Annotated in this window: 22 protein-coding genes; 10 read left to right on the forward strand and 12 right to left on the reverse strand. The window is 42.2% G+C overall.

The window, feature by feature from the left end:
* Window positions 1-12: 12 nt before the first annotated feature.
* The 7 genes from DQM55_RS05815 to DQM55_RS05845 form a co-directional block, all read right to left on the reverse strand.
* Entirely contained in the window at window positions 13-705 is a 693-nt protein-coding gene (locus DQM55_RS05815; protein ID WP_002900303.1) for a gamma-glutamyl-gamma-aminobutyrate hydrolase family protein, read from the reverse strand.
* Between the two features lie 24 nt (window positions 706-729).
* Window positions 730-1377 carry a redox-sensing transcriptional repressor Rex gene (locus DQM55_RS05820; protein WP_002900304.1) on the reverse strand — a complete coding sequence of 216 codons (648 nt, stop codon included), beginning with the start codon at window positions 1375-1377 and terminating at the stop codon, window positions 730-732.
* A 124-nt stretch (window positions 1378-1501) separates the two neighbouring features.
* On the reverse strand, window positions 1502-1723 hold the full coding sequence (locus DQM55_RS05825; protein WP_002900305.1) for a DUF4649 family protein: 222 nt from the start codon (window positions 1721-1723) through the stop codon (window positions 1502-1504).
* Between the two features lie 112 nt (window positions 1724-1835).
* Window positions 1836-2183 carry a DUF1831 domain-containing protein gene (locus DQM55_RS05830; RefSeq protein ID WP_111675786.1) on the reverse strand — a complete coding sequence of 116 codons (348 nt, stop codon included), beginning with the start codon at window positions 2181-2183 and terminating at the stop codon, window positions 1836-1838.
* Window position 2184: 1 nt separating this feature from the next.
* Window positions 2185-3297, reverse strand: a complete 1113-nt coding sequence (locus tag DQM55_RS05835) for a cysteine desulfurase family protein (protein ID WP_331813031.1) — start codon at window positions 3295-3297, stop codon at window positions 2185-2187.
* Window positions 3298-3307: 10 nt separating this feature from the next.
* Window positions 3308-4264 (reverse strand): ribose-phosphate diphosphokinase, encoded by a 957-nt coding sequence (locus DQM55_RS05840; protein ID WP_111675787.1) that lies wholly within the window; start codon window positions 4262-4264, stop codon window positions 3308-3310.
* 136 nt (window positions 4265-4400) lie between these two features.
* Window positions 4401-4964: a CYTH domain-containing protein gene (locus DQM55_RS05845; RefSeq protein ID WP_331813032.1), complete on the reverse strand. Its 564-nt coding sequence runs from the start codon at window positions 4962-4964 to the stop codon at window positions 4401-4403.
* 95 nt (window positions 4965-5059) lie between these two features.
* Here DQM55_RS05845 and DQM55_RS05850 point away from each other — a divergent pair, with 95 nt between their 5' ends.
* The 5 genes from DQM55_RS05850 (at window position 5060) to mutY (ending at window position 9644) form a co-directional block, all read left to right on the forward strand.
* Window positions 5060-5731, forward strand: a complete 672-nt coding sequence (locus tag DQM55_RS05850; protein WP_002895452.1) for a GTP pyrophosphokinase — start codon at window positions 5060-5062, stop codon at window positions 5729-5731.
* Window positions 5706-6533 (forward strand): NAD kinase, encoded by an 828-nt coding sequence (locus DQM55_RS05855; protein ID WP_004191240.1) that lies wholly within the window; start codon window positions 5706-5708, stop codon window positions 6531-6533. The genes DQM55_RS05850 and DQM55_RS05855 overlap by 26 nt, the downstream gene beginning before the upstream one ends.
* Window positions 6530-7417 carry an RluA family pseudouridine synthase gene (locus DQM55_RS05860; protein WP_111675789.1) on the forward strand — a complete coding sequence of 296 codons (888 nt, stop codon included), beginning with the start codon at window positions 6530-6532 and terminating at the stop codon, window positions 7415-7417. The genes DQM55_RS05855 and DQM55_RS05860 overlap by 4 nt, the downstream gene beginning before the upstream one ends.
* A 23-nt stretch (window positions 7418-7440) precedes the next feature.
* Window positions 7441-8418: a phosphate acetyltransferase gene (gene pta / locus DQM55_RS05865; protein ID WP_111675790.1), complete on the forward strand. Its 978-nt coding sequence runs from the start codon at window positions 7441-7443 to the stop codon at window positions 8416-8418.
* A gap of 65 nt (window positions 8419-8483) precedes the next feature.
* On the forward strand, window positions 8484-9644 hold the full coding sequence (gene mutY, locus DQM55_RS05870) for an A/G-specific adenine glycosylase (RefSeq protein ID WP_111676934.1): 1161 nt from the start codon (window positions 8484-8486) through the stop codon (window positions 9642-9644).
* Window positions 9645-9690: 46 nt separating this feature from the next.
* Here mutY and DQM55_RS05875 read toward each other — a convergent pair whose 3' ends face one another.
* From DQM55_RS05875 to DQM55_RS05895, 5 genes are all read right to left on the reverse strand, one after another.
* Complete coding sequence (locus tag DQM55_RS05875; protein ID WP_111675791.1) at window positions 9691-10038, reverse strand: thioredoxin domain-containing protein; 348 nt, start codon at window positions 10036-10038, stop codon at window positions 9691-9693.
* Window positions 10039-10162: 124 nt separating this feature from the next.
* A complete protein-coding gene (locus DQM55_RS05880) occupies window positions 10163-11881 on the reverse strand; it encodes a phospho-sugar mutase (RefSeq protein WP_111675792.1) in 1719 nt (572 codons plus the stop codon).
* Window positions 11882-12117: 236 nt separating this feature from the next.
* Window positions 12118-12681: an ECF transporter S component gene (locus DQM55_RS05885; RefSeq protein WP_002930513.1), complete on the reverse strand. Its 564-nt coding sequence runs from the start codon at window positions 12679-12681 to the stop codon at window positions 12118-12120.
* The gene (coaC, locus tag DQM55_RS05890; RefSeq protein ID WP_111675793.1) at window positions 12665-13216 is read right to left on the reverse strand and encodes a phosphopantothenoylcysteine decarboxylase; all 552 of its coding nucleotides are present in this window, start codon (window positions 13214-13216) and stop codon (window positions 12665-12667) included. Before coaC ends, DQM55_RS05885 begins: the two co-directional genes overlap by 17 nt.
* Window positions 13217-13227: 11 nt before the next feature.
* A complete protein-coding gene (locus tag DQM55_RS05895; RefSeq protein WP_111675794.1) occupies window positions 13228-13911 on the reverse strand; it encodes a phosphopantothenate--cysteine ligase in 684 nt (227 codons plus the stop codon).
* A 213-nt stretch (window positions 13912-14124) separates the two neighbouring features.
* Between DQM55_RS05895 and DQM55_RS05900 the strand changes: the two genes are divergently transcribed.
* From DQM55_RS05900 to DQM55_RS05920, 5 genes are all read left to right on the forward strand, one after another.
* Window positions 14125-15795: a formate--tetrahydrofolate ligase gene (locus tag DQM55_RS05900; protein WP_111675795.1), complete on the forward strand. Its 1671-nt coding sequence runs from the start codon at window positions 14125-14127 to the stop codon at window positions 15793-15795.
* Between the two features lie 76 nt (window positions 15796-15871).
* Window positions 15872-16405 (forward strand): GNAT family N-acetyltransferase, encoded by a 534-nt coding sequence (locus DQM55_RS05905; RefSeq protein WP_231909458.1) that lies wholly within the window; start codon window positions 15872-15874, stop codon window positions 16403-16405.
* Window positions 16402-17013, forward strand: coding sequence for a DUF5052 family protein (locus tag DQM55_RS05910; RefSeq protein ID WP_002897543.1), 612 nt, complete (start codon window positions 16402-16404; stop codon window positions 17011-17013). The genes DQM55_RS05905 and DQM55_RS05910 overlap by 4 nt, the downstream gene beginning before the upstream one ends.
* 3 nt (window positions 17014-17016) lie before the next feature.
* Window positions 17017-17670 carry a DNA alkylation repair protein gene (locus DQM55_RS05915; RefSeq protein WP_111675797.1) on the forward strand — a complete coding sequence of 218 codons (654 nt, stop codon included), beginning with the start codon at window positions 17017-17019 and terminating at the stop codon, window positions 17668-17670.
* Window positions 17667-18191 carry a GNAT family N-acetyltransferase gene (locus tag DQM55_RS05920; protein ID WP_111675798.1) on the forward strand — a complete coding sequence of 175 codons (525 nt, stop codon included), beginning with the start codon at window positions 17667-17669 and terminating at the stop codon, window positions 18189-18191. The genes DQM55_RS05915 and DQM55_RS05920 overlap by 4 nt, the downstream gene beginning before the upstream one ends.
* Window positions 18192-18381 lie beyond the last annotated feature (190 nt).

Raw genomic sequence — 18381 nt, forward strand, 5'->3', positions numbered from 1 at the left:
GAATAGAGGGTTTTAAAGAATATTGACAACATAATCAAACAGAGCTAAGTCTCCTTCTCTGGAGCCAAACAAGAACTCTGGGTGCCATTGGACGCCAAGGAAAGGACTGCCGTCAGTAGAAGTGATGGCTTCAATAATCTTATCGCGAGGATCATAGGCGATGACTTCTAGGCCAGCAGCTAAATCCTTGATACTTTGGTGGTGGAAGGAGTTGATTTCGGATGCTGGTCCATAGATTTCGTGCAGAATAGAACCATTCTTGGTCACCATGCTTTGGGTTGTGTACTCAGCAGAGCTATCTTGCCAATGATCTTCAATATCTTGATGAAGCGTACCGCCTAAAGCGACATTATAAAGTTGGGTTCCGCGGCAGACAGTGAAGATTGGTTTATTTTGGCGGCGAGCTTCCTTGATTAAAGCTAACTCAAAAATGTCTCGCTTGAGTAAATAATCATCGCTGTCAATGGTTTTCTCTTCTCCATAGAATTGCGGACATACATTCTGACCGCCTGTGATGATTAATTTATCGACAATGGAAACATACTGTTTAGCCATTTCTTCATCACCGATTGGCAAAATCATTGGAATTCCGCCAACTTCTTTGACACCCTCAACGAATCCTGTCGCTGTATAGCTCATATGGATGAAGTGATCGTCTGGGATTTCTCTTTCATTTCCGGTTATTCCAATAATAGGTTTACTCATAGAGTGTTTAATACCTCTTTCAAATTAATAATCATTTTTTCTCATGAAGTAGAGCAAAGTCTGCAGTTCGCTAGTCAGGTCAACATACTGGACGACCACATCCTTAGGCAGGGATAGGTTTACAGGTGAGAAACAGAGAATGCCCTTGACACCAGCCTGAACTAAGATAGATGCGACTTCTTGAGCTTTTACGCTAGGTACAGTTAGGATGGCAGTTTGCACATTTCCTGACTGTATTTTTTCTTTGATTTGGGAAATTCCATAGATAGGAATCCCATCGCTGGTTGTGCTGCCAACTTCTGGATGGTCATCTGTGTCAAAAGCCATTACAACCTTCATTTTATTGCGCTCATGAAAACGATAGTGCAGCAGAGCCCGCCCCATATTACCAACGCCAACAATCATGACATTGGTAATAGCATTGTCGTTCAAGAGGTCAGCAAAAAAGTTCATCAATTTCTTGACATCATAACCAAATCCTCTGCGGCCAAGCTCACCGAAATAAGAAAAATCTCGTCTGACAGTAGCAGAGTCAATACCAATGGCTTCTGCAATTTGCTTGGAGTTTGCTTTTTCAATCTTCTCAGCATTAAACCGTTTAAAAATACGATAGTAGAGCGATAGCCTTTTAGCAGTTGCTCGAGGAATTGTAGTATTTTTTTCAGTTTTCACAAAATCACAACCTTTCTAATTCTATTTTATAGGAAGTTTGTGAAAAAATCAACTAATTAAAGATGTTTAATGCACTAAAAAAGAAAAGAGTGAAAGTTTAAGTTATGTTGCAGTTGCGAAGAGATTAGTCCTGATAGGGAGTTAAGTCTAACTGGTACATCTGGCGGTACAAGTCTCCAATTAGCCCTGCAAAAGGCAGCTGGTGTCCCTTATACGTAACAGAAAGCACCTTGAGCGAGTCAGGAACTGTGACACAGCCAGAGAAGGCGAGAAGAAATTCGTCGAAGTCTTCATAGGTAAGTGTTCGTTTTACCTTATATGAGTCCAAATAGGTCAGTTCAACCATTGTTAATCCTTTCTTTGGGTTCGGTTAGTCTTTTCTTCAAGTGTTCTAAGTAGAAGTCAAGCTCGTTTTTTTAAGAGTCTAAATCAAAAAAGCAAAATTGCGAGAATCTTGCTTATTGTGGTGTCTTTTCAAAAATATTTCTTTCAACCAGGCTATCCATCAAGAAATAAAATTTTTGCTGGATAATGTGATGGTCTTCTGATTTGAAAATATTAACCAAGCGCAGGCCTGATTTATCAGTGATGTTGATTTTGAAACCATTCAAATCTTTATTGACGATGATTTTCAGCAGAAAACCATTTCCGCTGTTGGGAACAGTTTCCAGCAGACGAGAGAGTTCATAGTTTCCGACCTTGCTTTCCGCGAAAGTATTGTCGCGCAAGGTAAATTTCTTGACATTTGGGTGAAGTGAATAGGTATATTCACAGTTTGCTAAGCTAACAGATGTTTGAAAGGCCATCTTATCCTCCTAAAATTTCTTTTAATTTCTTTGTAAATGATTGAATCTCTTGCAGAGTCGTTTGGTCCGAAGTGCTGATCCGAATGGACTCATACAAGCGGTTGGAATCCTTGCCATACATAGCCTGCAAGACATGACTGGGTTGTATAGCTCCGGCTGTACAGGCTGAGCCTGTTGAAATGGAAAAGCCATTTAAATCCATTTGAAGCAGAAGTAGGTCATTCTTTTGATTGGGAAATCCCAAATTGATGACATATGGCAAGCTTGGCTGACTTTCATTTAAGTAATGTTCAATGTCCGATAAGTCAGCAAGTAAGCTGTCTTTTAAGTCTTGCGCATGCGCTAGATTTTCCTCAAGATGTTCCGTGCTATCTGACAGAGCCGCCGCCATACCTGTGATAGAGATTAGATTTTCAGTTCCGGCCCGGTGTTTTTCTTCCTGGTCGCCACCGTGCATGAAATTGTCAAAATCCATCTTCTTGGCATAAAGGAAGCCAACGCCTTTGGGACCATGAAACTTATGCGCTGAAGCAGAGAGAAAGTCAATCCTTAGCTCGTCAGGGTAGATGGGAAGTTTACCAATTGCTTGGACAGCATCAACGTGAAAAGCAGCAGGATGTTCTTGCAGTAATTCACCAATTTCCTTAATGGGAAGGATAGCACCCGTCTCGTTATTAACCGCCATGACGGACACAAGAATAGTGTCAGGTCTAAGAGCCTTCTCAATATCCTCCGCTCGAATCTGACCATCTATCGGCTGAACAAAAGTAGCTTCGAAGCCAAATTTATCTACTAAGTACTCTACCACTTCTAAGATGGCATGGTGCTCAATAGCAGTGGTAACAATATGTTTTCCTTGGTTCTGGTGACGAAGGGCATAGCCTTTGATTACAGTATTATTGCTTTCAGTGCCGCCTGAAGTAAAAAGAATCTTATTGCTTTGAGTATGCAGGGCTTGAGCAATATCCTCACGCGCCTGTCTGAGCAGTTTACTAGCCTCTCGTCCATGGCTGTGCGTACTGGAAGGATTCCCAAAGACAGTCATCGTCTTGGTCATTGCTTGAATTGCAGCGAGCGACAAAGCAGTTGTAGCGGCATTATCTAAATAAATCACTCTGGTTACCTTATTTCTTTTGATAGGCAAAGAGTGGGCTGACTGGTTTTCTCTCTTGGATGCGGACAATGGCATCACCAATCAGTTCACTAGCTGTAATGTAGTGGAGATTCTTAGGTGTATTTTCTTTGGTATCAACAGAGTCTGTCACAAGAATTTCCCTGATAGGAGAATTATCTAGTAATTCTACAGCTTTATCTGCAAAGAGTCCATGACTAGATACGGCATAAATTTCTACTGCGCCTTCGCGGCTGACAATTTTAGCTGCTTCAGAGAAAGTCCGACCGGTATTTAAAATGTCGTCAATCAGAATAGCTTTCTTGCCTTCGACATCTCCGATGATATAGCCCTCAGAGCGACCTGCCTCGTCTTCGCCATAATCAATGATAGCGATAGGGGCATCCAGATATTCAGCCAGATTGCGAGCGCGTTTAACACCAGAGTTTTTAGGGCTGACGACAACGACATCATCTCCCGTTAACCCCATATTGCAATAATGTTTGGCAAAGAGTGGGATAGTGAAGAGATTATCGACTGGGATATCAAAGAATCCTTGGACCTGCACGGCATGAAGATCCAGAGAAATCACACGATCTACGCCAGCGCCGACAAGCATGTTGGCAACCAGTTTAGCTGTGATTGGCTCGCGAGGGGCAGCAGTCCGATCCTGACGGGCATAACCAAAATAAGGCATGACAACATTAATCGTATTAGCACTGGCACGCTTGCAGGCATCAACCATAATCAAGAGTTCCATCAAGTGATTATTGACAGGGAAGCTAGTAGACTGAATGATGTATATATCATAGCCACGTACACTTTCTTCAATGTTAATCTGAATCTCGCCGTCCGAGAATTGGCGGGAGGAAAGTTTTCCCAAAGGAACCCCAGCAGCCTCAGCGATTTTTTCAGCTATGGAATGATTGGAGTTGAGGGAAAAAAGCTTCATATTTTTTTTATCTGACATGAGTTGGACCGTCCTCTTTTTGTGTCATTTCTATAATCTAATGCTCCATGAAATTTATATTTCAATAGGCTTTAGATTGCTACCTTTTATTTTACCAAAAAAATTAGATTATTTCAGCTATTTTGTGGTCGTTGATTTACAAGTTTTCAGAAAATCTTGCTATCTTGCTCTTGCCGGGTTTGTAGTCGATCTTGTGCTGTTTTAGGAAGTTGAGGAAATTTTCTTTTCCTTTTTCGAAATCTTCAACTTCGACTTCGAGTTCGAAGTCAGTTTTGCCCAAGTAGTGGCTCTCATCCAGAGCAAATAGACCGATTTCATTTTCTTTTTCATAGCGGATAGTCTCTAGAGAGCCTAGAATCTTCAAGTCTTGGATGGGAATTTCTTTCTGAAGCAGCGTCTCTAAAATCTCTCCCGTAGGAAATTCATTGTTCTGCAAAATGTTTTTGGTTTCTTCTGGTGTCAAATTCTGATTGAGTTCCAAGGATCCGACTTCTTGAGGAATCTTGAGCGTCAGCTCAGCTTCTCGATGGTTAAAAGTTCGTACTCGAAAAGCCATGTGGGCGTGTCGGATACTCTGCTGGTCTGACTCGATGTAGTGGTTGGTCTGGCTAATAGGCGAAATATCAGCAAATAATTGGAGCAGACGGTCGTGCTCTTCCTTGGTCAGCATGGTTTTGAATTCAATTTCTAAGTGATTCATTTTCATATCCTTTTCTTTTTTTTGAAAGCGATTTATGTTATAATAACAGTTGTGTTTATTTTATACAAAAAATAATGATATGACAAGGTAAGTGTATGACAATAGAATGGGAAGAGTTTCTAGACCCCTATATTCAAGCAGTTGGAGAGCTGAAAATTAAGTTACGTGGGGTGCGAAAGCAATACCGCAAGCAGCAACGTCATTCCCCGATTGAGTTTGTGACTGGGCGTGTCAAGCCTATTGAGAGCATTAAAGAAAAGATGATTCTGCGAGGCATTCGCGAGGAGAATATTGAGCAAGAGATGCAGGATATCGCTGGCTTACGAGTCATGGTTCAGTTTGTCGATGATGTAGATGAAGTTTTAGAAGTCCTGCGAAACCGGACTGATATGCGCATTGTTCAGGAGCGGGATTATATTAAAAACAAAAAAGCAAGTGGCTATCGGAGCTACCATGTGATTATAGAGTATCCAGTTGATACGATTAATGGTCATAGGCTTATTCTGGCTGAGATTCAGATTCGCACCCTTTCGATGAATTTTTGGGCTACGATTGAGCATTCTTTGAATTACAAGTATAAAGGAGAATTTCCCGAGGAGATCAAATGTCGCTTGGAAACGACAGCTAATCTTGCCTATCAGCTGGATGAGGAGATGGGAGAAATCCGTGATGCTATCCAGGAGGCGCAGGCTCTCTTTGATCCTCTTCACCGCAAGTTAAATGACGGTGTGGGAAATAGTGATGATACAGATGAAGAATACAGATAAAAAAATAGCGATTATCCGCAATCGGAAAAGACAGAGTGAACAAGTCTATCAGGATTTGAAGCAGAAGCTTAAACAGAATGGCTTTATTTTAACTCCTAAGAATCCCGACATCGTGATTTCGGTGGGTGGTGACGGCATGCTGCTATCAGCTTTTCATATGTATGAAGAACAGCTGGATCGGGTCCGCTTTGTCGGTGTGCATACAGGGCATCTCGGCTTTTATACAGACTACCGTGATTTTGAACTAGATAAACTTGTCGAAAACCTTAAATTGGATACGGGTGCTCAGGTTTCTTATCCAATTTTAAATGTCAAAATTACTTTTGAAAATGGTGATACGCGTATCATTCGTGCTTTGAATGAAGCAACAATCAAACGCTCGGATCGGACTATGGTGGCCGATGTCATTATCAATCGGGTTCATTTCGAGCGTTTCCGAGGAGATGGTATTTCTGTTTCTACTCCGACAGGCAGTACAGCCTATAACAAATCTCTGGGCGGAGCGGTATTGCATCCGACTATCGAAGCCTTGCAGGTGACAGAAATTGCTAGTCTCAACAATCGGGTTTATCGGACGTTGGGCTCGTCGGTCATTGTTCCTAAAAAGGATAAGATTGAGTTAGTGCCGACCCGCAGTGACTATCATACTATTGCGGTTGACAATCAAACTTTCTCTTTCAAAAATATTGTCCGTATTGAGTATCAGATTGACAATCACAAGATACATTTTGTGGCTTCACCAAGCCATACCAGCTTTTGGAATCGTGTCAGAGACTCCTTTATTGGAGAGTGCCAGGAATGAGGTTTGAGTTTATTGCTGATGAGCATGTCAAGGTAAAGACTTTTTTGAAGCGACACGAAATTTCCAAAGGCCTCTTGGCTAAGATAAAATTTTCCGGCGGAAACATTCTTGTCAACCATCAGCCTCAGAATGCTATTTATCTCTTGGATATTGGCGATAAAGTGACGATTGACATTCCTTCTGAAAAAGGATTTGAGAGTCTGAAAGCTGTTGATAAGGACTTGTCTGTCGTCTACGAGGATGAGCATTTCTTGGTTTTGGATAAACCGGCAGGGGTGGCCAGTATTCCCAGTGTTAATCATTCCAATACTATGGCAAACTTTGTTAAGGCTTACTATATTCGTCATGCCTATGAAAACCAGCAGGTGCATATCGTGACGCGTCTGGATAAGGATACAAGTGGGCTCATGCTCTTTGCCAAGCATGGCTATGCTCATGCCAGATTGGACAAACAGTTGCAGAAGAAGCTGATAGAAAAGCGCTATTACGCTCTAGTTCGGGGGACTGGTGACTTAGAAGAGCAAGGTGAGATTATTGCTCCGATTGGACGCAATCCTGAGAGTATCATTACGAGGCGCGTGACAGAGGATGGCAAGTACGCTCATACCAGTTATAAGATTATAGAGCAGTTCGGAGATGTCTATCTGGTGGATATCCATCTTCATACCGGGCGGACTCATCAAATCCGTGTTCATTTTTCACATATTGGCTTTCCGCTTTTGGGTGACGACCTTTATGGTGGGAGTTTGGAACACGGAATAGAGCGTCAAGCTTTACATTGTCATTCTTTGAAATTTTATAATCCTTTTAGTGGTCAGGAAGTTGAGCGTGCCAGTCCTTTGCCAGAAGATTTTAAACAAGTTATTGAGAAATTAAAAGAATAAGAGATAAAGGAGTTTTAAGAAACATGAAAATTTTTGATTCAATTCGTGAAGCCTTGAAGGATAAGGAAGTAAAGATTGTCTTGCCAGAGGGTGAGGAGCCACGGATTTTGCAAGCAACTAAACGCTTGGTGAAAGAAACCGATATTACTCCAGTTCTTTTGGGGAATCCTGATAAAATCCGTATTTATCTAGAAATTGAGGGAGTAAAAGAAGGATATCAGGTTATTGATCCTTCAAACTGTTCCTGCTTTGAGGAATTGGTAGAAGCATTCGTTGAGCGTCGTAAAGGAAAAATCACTGCAGATGAAGCACGTCAGTTGCTCAAGGAAGATGTCAACTACTTTGGGGTCATGTTGGTTTATCTTGGTAAGGTTCAAGGGATGGTGTCTGGCGCGATTCACTCCACAGCAGCGACTGTTCGGCCGGCTCTTCAAATCATCAAGACCCTGCCTTGGGTTTCTCGTACTTCAGGAGCCTTCCTCATGGTGCGTGATGACGAACGCTACATTTTCAGTGACTGTGCCATTAATATCGATCCAGACGCCAATATTTTGGCGGAGATTGCTGTTAACTCAGCTTTAACAGCACAAATTTTCGGTATCGATCCAAAAGTTGCCATGCTCAGCTATTCGACCAAGGGCTCTGGATTCGGTGAAAAGGTTGATAAGGTAGTGGAGGCGACTAAACTGGCTCAAGAAATGCGTCCAGACTTGGCTATCGATGGTGAATTACAGTTTGATGCAGCTTTCGTTCCTGCAACAGCAGAATTGAAAGCGCCTGGCAGCCCGGTAGCTGGTCAAGCGACTGTCTTTGTCTTTCCAAGTATCGAAGCTGGGAATATCAGCTACAAAATGGCAGAGCGTTTGGGCGGATTTTCAGCAGTAGGTCCTATCTTGCAGGGTCTTAACCATCCAGTTAACGACCTTTCTCGAGGCTGTAATGCGGATGATGTTTATAAGCTGACTTTGATTACAGCTAGTCAGGCTGTTGGTCATTATTAAACGATAGGAAACAATTGGAGGGCGTAAGCTCTCCTATTTTTCTTGCCTTATGCTATACTAGATTTATGTTAGATTTGAAAGAATACGAAATTGAGATGTGGCAGGCAGATAAAATTGCCTCTTTTCGTGAAAAATTATTGACTTGGTATGATGAAAACAAACGCGACCTGCCTTGGCGCAGAACAAATAATCCTTATCATATATGGGTTTCTGAGATTATGTTGCAACAGACTCGGGTGGATACGGTGATTCCTTACTATGAACGTTTTCTTGACTGGTTTCCGACAGTAGCTGACTTAGCACAGGCACCAGAAGATAGACTGCTCAAGGCTTGGGAAGGACTGGGATATTATTCGCGGGTGCGAAATATGCAAAAAGCGGCCCAGCAGATAATGACGGCTTTCGCTGGGAAATTTCCTGATAGCTATGAAGGAATTGCTAGCCTCAAAGGGATCGGGCCTTATACGGCTGGTGCAATTGCTAGTATTGCCTTTGGACTAGCTGAGCCTGCGGTGGATGGCAATGTTATGCGGGTGCTGAGTCGATTGTTTGAAGTTGATTTAGATATTGGCCAACCTAGCAATCGGAAGGTATTTCAGACTATGATGGAGATTCTAATTGATCCAGATAGACCTGGAGATTTTAATCAAGCGCTGATGGATCTGGGGTCAGATATCGAAGCTCCTGTTAATCCTCATCCAGAAGACAGTCCTGTAAAAGAGTTCAGCGCAGCTTATTTGCACGGAACTATGGATAAATATCCAATCAAAGCACCTAAAAAGAAGCCAGTTCCAGTCTATCTGCAAGGCTTGATTATCGAAAACGAACAGGGACAGTTCTTGCTTGAAAAGAATGAAGCTGCTGGCTTGTTATCAGGTTTTTGGCATTTTCCATTGATTGAAGTTGAGGAATTTCAAACTGAAAATCAGATGTCACTTTTTGAAGTTGCTGAAAACCAGCCTAGTCTTGACTTGTCACCTCAAGAAAGCTTTGAGCAGGATTATGGTTTGATTGTTGATTGGCAGCGGCAGTCCTTTTCAAAAATTCAGCATATCTTCAGTCATCGTAAGTGGCATATTCAGCTGGCTTATGGCCGAGTTAAAGATAGTCAGCACGTAGCTGAGGGGGAGGTCTTGTGGCTTCATCCAGGAGACTTTGGCAATTACCCCTTTGCCAAACCCCAGCAAAAAATGTGGGAGTCCTTTCAGGAAGCTAGAAATAAGTAAAAAAATCTGAGACTTTTTTGTCTCAGATTTTTGAATTGAATCAATTTTATAAGTTTGCAAAAGCTTTAATCTCATCTGCAGTCATAGAAGAATCACAACGAACAGATACATGGCCGTCTTGAACATGAACAAAACCAGGAACCGTCGGAATGCAGTATTCAGAGCGGAAGGCTTGCAGTTTCTCTAATTCGCTGGCTTCTTCGCTATTGATAAAGAAAATATGCGCCTTAGTATTAGCGACCACGCCAGCAAGAGTAGCAGCGAACTTACGGCAGTAAGGGCAAGTCTTACGACCGACGAAGAAAGTTGCAGTCTCTTTGTCGGCAATAGCTTGACGAGCACGGTCAACAGTTGTGACTTCCAAGTCTTTAATATTTTGAGCAAATTGTTCCATAAATAATCCTCATTTCTTTTGATAAAACTAGTATGCCATAAAAAGCAGAAAAATGCTTGATTTGGAAACGAAAAACCAGAGAATGTGAATTTCATTCTCTGGTTGATTGGTTGATAGTGTTATTTTACTTGATAAAGGCATTAATCTCTGCTTCAATAGCAGCAATTTTTGCTTGAGCATCCTCATTGCTATCACCGACAACGGCAATGTAGAACTTGATTTTTGGTTCTGTTCCGGATGGACGGACAGCAATCCATGAACCGTCAGCCAAGGTGTATTTCAGCACATCGCTTGGAGGAGTTGTCAGAGCTGTAACAGTACCGTCTGCTGCAGTAGAAGTCTGCGCCTTAAAGTCTTCAGTAACAGAAATAGCAGTAGCGTTGAAATCTTTTGGACCATTGTCACGGAACTTAGCCATGATAGCCTTGATTTGCTCAGCTCCATCAACACCAGACAAGGTCACAGAGATAGTCTTTTCAGCAAAGTAGCCATACTCTTTGTAGATTTCTTCAATACCGTCAGCCAGAGTCAAGCCACGTGAGCGGTAGTAGGCAGCAAGCTCAGCCACAACCAAAACAGCTTGGATAGCGTCTTTATCACGTACAAACGGTTTAATCAGATAGCCGAAGCTTTCTTCAAATCCCATCATGTAGGTGTGGTCGTGTTTTTCTTCGAATTCTTGGATCTTTTCAGCGATAAATTTGAAACCAGTCAAGACATTGAACATGGTTGCGCCATAACTTTCGGCAATCTTAGTCACCAGGTCAGTAGAAACGATTGACTTGCAGAGAGCAGCGTTAGCTGGCAGAGTTCCAGCACTCTTATGAGCTTCCAAGATGTATTTAGCCATAATGGCTCCGATTTGGTTACCTGAAAGGTTGAGATAGCTGCCGTCTTTTTGCAGAACTTCTACACCGACACGGTCAGCATCTGGGTCAGTTGCAACCAAGACATCTGCACCAACCTTACGGCCTAATTCCTCAGCCAAGGCAAAGGCTGCTTGGCTTTCAGGGTTTGGAGACTTAACAGTAGAGAAGTCTGGATCAGCTACAGCTTGAGCTTCAACAACTTCTACAGAATCAAATCCAGCTTGAGCCAAAGCGCGACGAGCCAACATTTCACCAGTACCGTGCAGAGGAGTGTAGACAATCTTCATGTCCTTACCGTATTCATCAATCAGTTTTTGGTTGATATTGACATCTTTAACTTCCTTGAGGTATTCAGCATCAATAGCATCGCCAATCACTTCAATCAAACCAGAAGCTTTTTCAGCTTCAACGTCAGCGACCTCAATAGCAAAAGGATTTTCAATAGCACGGATGTAGTCAGTCAATGCATCTGCATCATGCGGAGGCATTTGTCCGCCGTCTTCACCGTATACCTTGTAGCCGTTAAATGGAGCAGGGTTGTGGCTGGCTGTAATCATAATACCAGCAAAAGTTCCCAGATGACGCACTGCAAATGAAAGTTCCGGAGTTGGGCGCAGACTTTCAAAGACATAGGACTTGATGCCGTGTTTAGCTAAAACAGCAGCAGATTCAAAGGCAAATTCTGGTGAGAAATGACGGGAGTCGTAAGCAATGGCAACACCGCGTTTTTTGAACTCATCACCTTTTTCTTCAATCAAGCGAGCTAAACCTTCGGTTGCCTGACGGACAACATAAATATTAATACGGTTGGTACCAGCGCCAATTAAACCACGCATACCAGCAGTACCGAACTCAAGATTGGTGTAAAAGGCATCTTCCTTAGTTTTTTCGTCCATACTATTCAAGTCTTCACGAAGATAGTCAGGAAGTTCAGCATAATCAAGCCATTTTTTGAAGTTATCTTGATAAGTCATAGGTGGAGTCTCCTTTATTTTTGAAATGGAGAGTAGGAGATTTTAGTAAAAAATCCTGCTCTTAAATTTTCTTAATCGCTTACATTGTAGCATATTTTCATTAATTTTGAAAGAGGTTACCTAGAAAACAATGAAATACTTTTCAAGACATTGTTTCAAGGATTTCAGAATATTAGAGCTGAATTGCAGTATAAAAAAGACCAAAGCAAGGCTTGGTCCAGAAAACTAAATCATCATCATTTTTTGGCTTTTTCAAGCGCAGGAATGATAGTTGCTGTCAAAATCGCAGAAATGATTAACTCGGCAATGGAATTTGCTGATAGAATAACAGCCAGAAGTGCTTTGATATCACCTTGATATACATTTGCAAAGAGAAAGAAGATACCGCCCAAGACGAAGATGGTATTGGTAGCAGAACCGACGGAACCTGCTACAATCAAGCCAGCCTTATTTTTCATAGCTTTATATACGAAATAAGGAGTAATCCCGATGAGAATGCGAGGTACCATGGCAACAAGAAGCGAAGAAAGGCTTCCATTTGGAACAAAAGGGCTAAAGAGATAGCTGGTTGGTAGCAGCACCAAGGTATTGGTAACAACGCTGATACATCCCATGAGGCCGCCTAGGACAGCTCCGACTTTAGGGCCATAGAGGATACTGGCGATAATCACTGGGATGTGAATAATCGTAGGTTTAATCGGTACTGGAAGTAAGTTGAAAATGACCGAACTTAGCAGGTGCAGTACCAACATAATGGCAAAGAAAATAGCAATTTGAGCAATTTTAGACTGTTTTTTCATAAATAAGTTCCTTTACTGTATCAATAATTGTATCAATCTCAGCTAGAGCACCTGTCCCCTGATCGCCACAGGCTAGAACAGCTTCGCGCGGCTGGATAATCTTCCATCCAAAACGCTGCAGGCGCTCCAAATTCTGCTGGGTTAGTGGATTTTCAAACATCTTAGTGTTCATAGCTGGAGCCAAAACTTTCTTGGTATGAGGCGGCAGAGCCAGGGCAGTAGCTGTCACCATATTGTCAGCTAAACCGTTGGCTAGTTTAGCGATGGTATTGGCTGTTGCAGGCGCAAGCAGAAAGAGGTCAGACTCTTTAGCGATGTCAATGTGATTGACCTTGCTAGGGTCAGGTTCTTGCATAATATCAATTGCAACTGGACTTTGTGACAAGACTTGCAGGGTCAGCGGTGTGATAAATTCTGTCGCTGCCTCTGTCATGAGGACAGCAACTTCAAAGTTCTCTTTCTTTAGACGGCTAGTGATGTCAGCAGCTTTGTAAGCTGATATGCTGCCACTGACGGCTAAGGTAATCTGTGTCATCATTTACCTCCTTATGGACTATGGATATGCAGGTAGAGGAGCTGAGCAATTTCTTCTTTGGATTGAGCCTGGGTTACAGTATCATTTCCGACAAGATAGGCTTTGTGCTCCTTATTAGAAATCTTTGTCAAATCATTGGCGACAATGATTTCTGCCTGATTTTTTATGAGACTGGCTTGTGCGGTCTTGAGTAACTCTTCATCAGAAGCATCAACCAAGAGTTTGAAGCCAATCAAGCGAATGTCTGGATTCCAGTTTTTTACTAGGCTGATGATTTTAGGTGTCTTTTTGAGAAAAAGAACTTGAACATCATCCTGAGAAGAAATCTTGCTTTCTGAGTTAGTCTTATCCAGAAATTCAGCCATATCAGAGCTAGCAGCTACAGCTTCCATACCAGTCATGTAGACGGGGGTATAATCAGAGACTGCCATTGCATGAATCAGTATATCATGTGTGTGAACGAGCGGCTCCAGAGTTTCAAGCAATTCTGTAACATTTTCAATCTGGACAATGGTAAGATTGGGATGGGCTGCAGGGCGGACAGCCTTGGGAGACGTCACCAGAGTCACCTGATCGCCCTTGTCTAGGAAAGTTTCAGCTATGATTTTCCCAAGCTGGCCTGTCGAATGATTGGTAATAGAGCGGACACGGTCGATTTTCTCGCTGGTCCCGCCAGAAGTAATCAATATGTTCATAGCACTATTTTACAAGAAAAAAGAAATTTAGTAAAATAATTCTAATTGCAGAGTGTCACAGCGGAAAATAATTCTCTGAAATCTTATATTTTAGAGAATTTAAATTTCTTAACTTTTCTTTTTCCCGAACATTAAAATCTTTTTAGAGCTTAATCATGTAGATTTTGCTCTTTTTTGTTATAATCTTTATATTAATTGACAGAGGAGTTCTTGATGAAAACAGATATTGAAATTGCTCAAAGTGTTGAATTGCAGCCTATTGTTGATGTAGTGAAAAAAGTCGGCATCAACTATGACGACTTGGAATTATATGGTAAGTATAAGGCTAAGCTCAGCTTTGATAAAATTCGTGAGGTTGAAAAAAATCCTGTTGGCAAGCTGATTTTGGTGACGGCAATCAATCCAACTCCAGCAGGAGAAGGTAAGTCTACCATTACCATTGGACTGGCTGACGCACTCAATAAAATTGGCAAGAAAACTATGATTGCCATTCGCGAACCATCTCTGGGGCCTGTGATGGGCATCAAGGGAGGAGCAGCTGGCGGAGGTCACGCGCAAGTTCTACCGATGGAAGATATCAACTTGCATTTTACTGGTGATATGCATGCCATCACGACTGCCAATAATGCCCTGTCAGCTCTTATCGATAATCATCTTCATCAGGGAAATGCACTGGGAATCGATCAGCGTCGTATTATCTGGAAGCGGGTGGTTGACCTAAATGACCGAGCTCTTCGCCATGTGACCGTTGGCTTAGGAAGTCCGGTTAATGGTATTCCGCGAGAAGATGGTTTTGACATTACGGTTGCTTCTGAAATTATGGCGATTCTTTGCCTAGCTACGGATATTGAAGATTTGAAAAAGCGCTTGGCTAACATTGTCATCGGTTATCGCTATGACCGTACACCAGTCTATGTTCGTGACCTTGAAGTCGAAGGAGCCTTGGCTTTGGTCTTGAAAGATGCGATTAAGCCAAATCTGGTACAGACTATTTACGGAACACCAGCCTTTGTTCATGGCGGTCCTTTTGCCAATATCGCCCACGGCTGTAATTCTGTTTTAGCGACTAGCACAGCGTTGCGCTTGGCTGATTATACTGTGACGGAGGCAGGATTTGGTGCAGATCTTGGTGCTGAGAAATTTTTAGATATTAAAACTCCAAACTTACCCACTTCTCCAGATGCAGTGGTGATTGTTGCAACCTTACGCGCCCTCAAGATGAATGGTGGCGTTGCTAAGGATGCTCTGACAGAAGAAAATGTTGAAGCGGTCAGAGCTGGTTTTGCTAATCTCAAGCGTCACGTTGAAAATATCCGTAAGTTCGGTATTCCAGCGGTAGTAGCCATCAATGAATTTGTTTCAGATACAGAGGCTGAAACTGCTACGCTTAAGGAACTTTGTGCAGAAATCGGGGTACCGGTTGAGCTTGCTAGTGTATGGGCTGATGGCGCCAAAGGTGGTGTTGCTCTGGCTGAGACTGTAGTCAAAACCATTGCTGAAGAGCCTGCTCATTACACTCGCCTCTATGACAATGATCTCTCTATTGAAGAAAAAATTGAAAAAATTGTCACAGAAATCTATCGTGGTTCGAAGGTGAACTTTGAGAAAAAAGCGCAGACTCAGATTCGCGAAATTGTCAAAAACGGCTGGGATAAGCTGCCAATCTGTATGGCCAAAACACAGTATAGCTTCTCTGACAATCCTGCAGCTCTTGGTGCGCCAGAAAACTTTGAAATTACCATTCGTGAACTGGTACCAAAACTTGGAGCAGGCTTTATCGTGGCTTTGACAGGAGATGTCATGACCATGCCAGGATTGCCAAAACGTCCTGCAGCACTCAATATGGATGTTGCAGCAGACGGCACAGCGATTGGACTATTTTGATCTTGGTTTAAAAGGCTCTTTACGAGCCTTTTTTGGTATAATAGTGAAAATAATGAGAATAGAATATGGAGACAACATGAACATTAGATTTGCAACACCATCAGACGCTACGACCTTGCTTGCTATTTATGCGCCTTATGTAGAAAATACAGCCATCACTTTTGAATATGAAGTACCCACCATTGAGGATTTTGCAACTAGGATTGAGAAAACGTTGGAAAGATATCCTTATCTGGTAGCGGAAGAAGATGGTTTAATTTTAGGCTATGCCTATGCTTCGACTTATTATGCGCGCGCCGCCTATGATTGGGCGGTGGAATTATCCGTCTATGTCAGTCAAGATGCTCGAGGAAAGGGAGTCGGCAGCAGGCTTTATGATGAGCTTGAAGACCTGTTAGATCAGATGGGATATATGCATTTTCTAGCCTGTATTTCTCTGCCAAATGAAGCCAGCCTGGCTTTGCATCAAAAAAGAGTCTACCAGCAAGTAGCGCATTTCCCTAAAATCGGCTATAAATTCGAGCGTTGGCATGACATTGTTTGGCTGCAGAAATCCTTGGACAAGCAAGCTGGACCAATTAAACTTTTAAAAGAAATGGAGTGGAAATGATGAAAAAGAAACATTTATTAATAACTCTTCTAAGCATTACCCTTTTGGCCTTGACGGGTTGTCAGTCCGTTGAAAATTGGTTTAAAAATGCCAAGGAGGAATGGTTGGGGTTGGAGATGACGGTTCGCACCTATGATGAGAATTCCCAACTCATAGACCAGATGTCGGGCAAGTCACTATCCATCTCGCGTAACGAGGAGTTTGATTCAGTTGATGCGGAAGGAAATTCCAAGGAAGATTCTTCTGTGCTCAAAATAACCTTGGGTAAGTATGAGATTGACCATGTGGGCTCTTCCTTGATTGCAGAAGAAAAAGGCTTGAAAGATGTCTTTGCCCAGTATCAAAAGACTGCAGATGTTGAGGAGAATAGCCATTCTGTTCCTGTTTTAAATCGCATGATTTCAGCCTTTAAAAACGACTTTACCGGAAAGAAAAAGGTCATTTTGATTCGCTCTCAAAACGGCACTCCGTTGGCTGCCTATGCTGGAGACCGTGTTTCTCTAGATAAATCCGATGCTCCTAAAACCTCTGAGTTGCTGATTGACGGCAAACGTCTCGTGATTTACCGCTGCGACTACACTATTTATGACCGTGAATTGCTGGAGTAAGATATGAATGTAGAGGAATTGGTAAAAGAGTTAAAAGCTGTAGCTAACCCTGATGATGCAGTGGCTATGAAAGCCTATATGAAAAATAAATTTGAGTTTCTAGGAGTCAAAACTCCAGCCAGACGGAAGCTCGCAAAGACTTTTTTCAAACAACAGACAGACTCCGTCGTTGACTGGAATTTTATAAATGAAGCTTGGAGTAATCCTTATCGTGAATTACAGTATGCCGCGCTAGATTATCTGGGGATTTGCAAGAAGCTATTGACTCCATCTGACTTGCCACGTTTGAAAAAGCTGGCTCAAACAAAATCTTGGTGGGATACTATTGACTTTTTGGATCGCTTGGTCGGATCAATCATTGCCCGATTTCCAGAAACCAAAGAGATTATTTTATCCTGGAGTTGTGATGAGGATATCTGGCTGCGGCGCTTGGCTATTGACCATCAACTACTGCGAAAAGAGGAAACTGATACTGAACTTTTAGAACAGATTTTAGTGAATAATCTAGGCCAAACAGAATTCTTTATTAACAAGGCCATCGGCTGGGCGCTGAGAGATTATTCCAAAACCAATCCAAACTGGGTCAAGGATTTTATAGAACGGCATCAGGCGGAAATGGCTGCGCTTAGTATTCGAGAGGGAAGTAAGTATTTATGAAACATATTTATTTAAAATATCTGGAAGAGAAAGATTATTCGGCTTGGCTGGAAGGATTTTCCAATAGACTGCCTTCCCAATCTCCATTTGATGATGGGTTTTTAGATATGACAATTTGTACAGAAAGTTGGTTTGCGGATTTGGTGGCTAAGCACCGAGATTTCCGAGAGAAAGACCAACAGTATATTTGGGGAATTTATGATGCAAAAAGCGGAAAACATGTAGGAATGGTTAATTTATTTGTGCTGGCTAGAGACGATTTTCAATGGGCGGAAATAGGTTATACGATACATAATCAATTTTGGCGTCAGGGCTACGCCAGAGCTATGCTAGGTGAACTTAAGAAAGTCAGTCGTGAACTAGGATTTCATCGTTTAGAAGCACATGTTGATCTACAGAATATCCCTTCACAGAATTTGCTGGAGCAAGCTGATTTCTATCTTGAAGGAGTACGGAAACAATTCCAAAAAGAAGGTCAGGAATGGAAAGATAGACAAGTTTTTGTTTATATTTTAGATTAAATACCTTGACAAGACGGAAAAAGATAAGGTAAACTATATTTCGTGCGATGAGTCGATATGCAGCTTTTCTGCAAATTGAAGCATGGGAGGTCATAACGCAGGAGCGGACCTTGATCAGTTGTGTGAACCTGCTGATCACACGAAAGTGCCCTTATCCCCAATCTACGAATTGGGGATTTTTCTATGTCTC

The organism is Streptococcus sanguinis, assembly GCF_900475275.1.
In the GTDB taxonomy this organism is placed as follows: Bacteria; Bacillota; Bacilli; order Lactobacillales; family Streptococcaceae; genus Streptococcus; species Streptococcus sanguinis_N.